We start from the raw sequence: 2,855 nt of genomic DNA on the forward strand, positions 1-2,855 counted from the left end.
GACACGCCAGATCTGCGCGAGCGGATGCTGCGTGCGGGTGGCAGGGTTTCAGCGCAGGCGGTTGCCATGACGCTGAATCGCATCGTGGCCAATGGAGAGCATTGGTCGTTCAGAGCCAAAGGCAGCCCCCACGGTTTCCCCGGGTTGCTCGCTGCATCCATAGGGTGCTAGCGGCCGAGGGAATTGATGATCGCGTGGGACACACCCCGCACGTCACTCCCAGCTATACAGCGCCCAAGCATCTGAAACCTCCAAAAATCAAGGAAGCCATCGAATGGATTCTTGATGAGGTCTTGCTCGTTGTCGGAGGTGGATCGCCCTATCGCTATGAAGTTCTGGGGAGGTGGGACTTGCGGCCCTTAGCGGCAAGTCGCCAACAAAACCTGTTCTAGATTGGACGCCGAAGAGTGGGCCTGAATTGACGCTACCAATTCAATACGGTAACAGCACCCAACGGGCATCCGAAATCTGCCCATGTCGGCAGGCGGCATTGCTCATCAYCGCCCGATTCGTTTGCCGCGCACTCTTGAATCCGGCTGAATATTCAGATCACCCAAAAACAAAACCCCTCACAGCCTGAGCTGGAGGGGTTTTGAGGGGTAAATAGCCTGACGATGACCTACTTTCACACGGGAATCCGCACTATCATCGGCGCTGGCTCGTTTCACTGTCCTGTTCGGGATGGGAAGGAGTGGGACCAAGTCGCTATGGTCGTCAGGCTTGACTGGTTGGTTCATTGACATGGTCAATAAACCCAATTCGTAGAGTCAGCAGAACTTGGTTTTATCCAATCTGCACGCTGCAAGTTTTATCGCTTGGCAGCGGAATCAGCTTAATTTGATTGCGTCTTCGTAGCTTCGAAGAACGACATAACTTGAACACTCACCTTGAGACGTGCTGCGCACAGACTCTCAAAGTTATAGGGTCAAGCCTCACGGGCAATTAGTACTGGTTAGCTTAACGCATTACTGCGCTTCCACACCCAGCCTATCAACGTCCTGGTCTCGAACGACCCTTCAGGGGGCTCTAGGCCCCGGCAAGACTCATCTTGAGACGAGTTTCCCGCTTAGATGCTTTCAGCGGTTATCTCTTCCGCACTTAGCTACTCGGCAATGCCACTGGCGTGACAACCGATACACCAGAGGTGCGTCCACTCCGGTCCTCTCGTACTAGGAGCAGGCTCTCTCAATCTTGCAGCGCCCACGGAAGATAGGGACCAAACTGTCTCACGACGTTTTAAACCCAGCTCACGTACCTCTTTAAATGGCGAACAGCCATACCCTTGGGACCGGCTACAGCCCCAGGATGAGATGAGCCGACATCGAGGTGCCAAACACCGCCGTCGATATGAACTCTTGGGCGGTATCAGCCTGTTATCCCCAGAGTACCTTTTATCCGTTGAGCGATGGCCCTTCCATACAGAACCACCGGATCACTWWGTCCKWCTTTCGWACCTGCTCGACTTGTMRGTCTCGCAGTCAAGCACGCTTATGCCAATGCACTATCGACACGATTTCCGACCGTATCTAGCGTACCTTCGAACTCCTCCGTTACACTTTGGGAGGAGACCGCCCCAGTCAAACTGCCCACCATACACTGTCCCCRTCCCGGATAACGGGMCAAGGTTAGAACCTCAAACACACCAGGGTGGTATTTCAASGWTGGCTCCATCAGAWCTRGCGACCTSACTTCAAAGCCTCCCACCTATCCTACACAGATCTGTTCAAAGTCCAATGTAAAGCTACAGTAAAGGTTCATGGGGTCTTTCCGTCTTTCCGCGGGGAGATTGCATCATCACAAACATTTCAACTTCGCTGAGTCTCTGGAGGAGACAGTGTGGCCATCATTACTCCATTCGTGCAGGTCGGAACTTACCCGACAAGGAATTTCGCTACCTTAGGACCGTTATAGTTACGGCCGCCGTTTACTGGGACTTCAGTCAAGAGCTTGCACCCCATCATTTAATCTTCCAGCACCGGGCAGGAGTCACACCCTATACGTCGACTTTCGTCTTTGCAGAGTGCTGTGTTTTTAATAAACAGTTGCAGCCACCGATTCTCTGCGGCCTCATTGGGCTCACCAAGTAAATGGATCACCTACTAAAGGCACACCTTCTTCCGAAGTTACGGTGTCAATTTGCCGAGTTCCTTCTCCAGAGTTCTCTCAAGCGCCTTAGAATACTCATCTCGCGCACCAGTGTCGGTTTGCGGTACGGTCGTCAATAGCTGAAGCTTAGTGGCTTTTCTTGGAAGCAGGGTATCACTCACTTCGTCTGCAAGCAGACTCGTTATCACGCCTCATCTAATCCCCCCGGATTTGCCTAAGGGGCACGACTACACGCTTGAAYCAACATATCCAACAGTTGGCTGAGCTAACCTTCTCCGTCCCCACATCGCACTATTGATCGGTACAGGAATATTRACCTGYTTCCCATCAGCTACGCATCTCTGCCTCGCCTTAGGGGCCGACTCACCCTACGCCGATGAACGTTGCGTAGGAAACCTTGCGCTTTCGGCGAGGGGGCTTTTCACCCCCTTTAACGCTACTCATGTCAGCATTCGCACTTCTGATACCTCCAGCAGGCTTCACAACCCACCTTCACAGGCTTACAGAACGCTCTCCTACCACGTGCAATAAATTGCACATCCGCAGCTTCGGTAACTGGCTTAGCCCCGTTACATCTTCCGCGCAGGACGACTCGATCAGTGAGCTATTACGCTTTCTTTAAATGATGGCTGCTTCTAAGCCAACATCCTGACTGTTTTAGCCTTCCCACTTCGTTTCCCACTTAGCCAATTTTAGGGACCTTAGCTGGCGGTCTGGGTTGTTTCCCTCTTGAGTCCGGACGTTAGCAC

General features: G+C 52.8%; 2 rRNA genes. Both read right to left on the reverse strand.

The window, feature by feature from the left end:
* Positions 1-606: 606 nt before the first annotated feature.
* Positions 607-719 (reverse strand): 5S ribosomal RNA (gene rrf / locus AC1DU6_RS25910).
* Positions 720-921: 202 nt separating this feature from the next.
* A 23S ribosomal RNA gene (locus tag AC1DU6_RS25915) occupies positions 922-2,855 on the reverse strand; the annotation flags it as partial.

The sequence above is a fragment of the Roseateles sp. P5_B10 genome, from assembly GCF_056400485.1.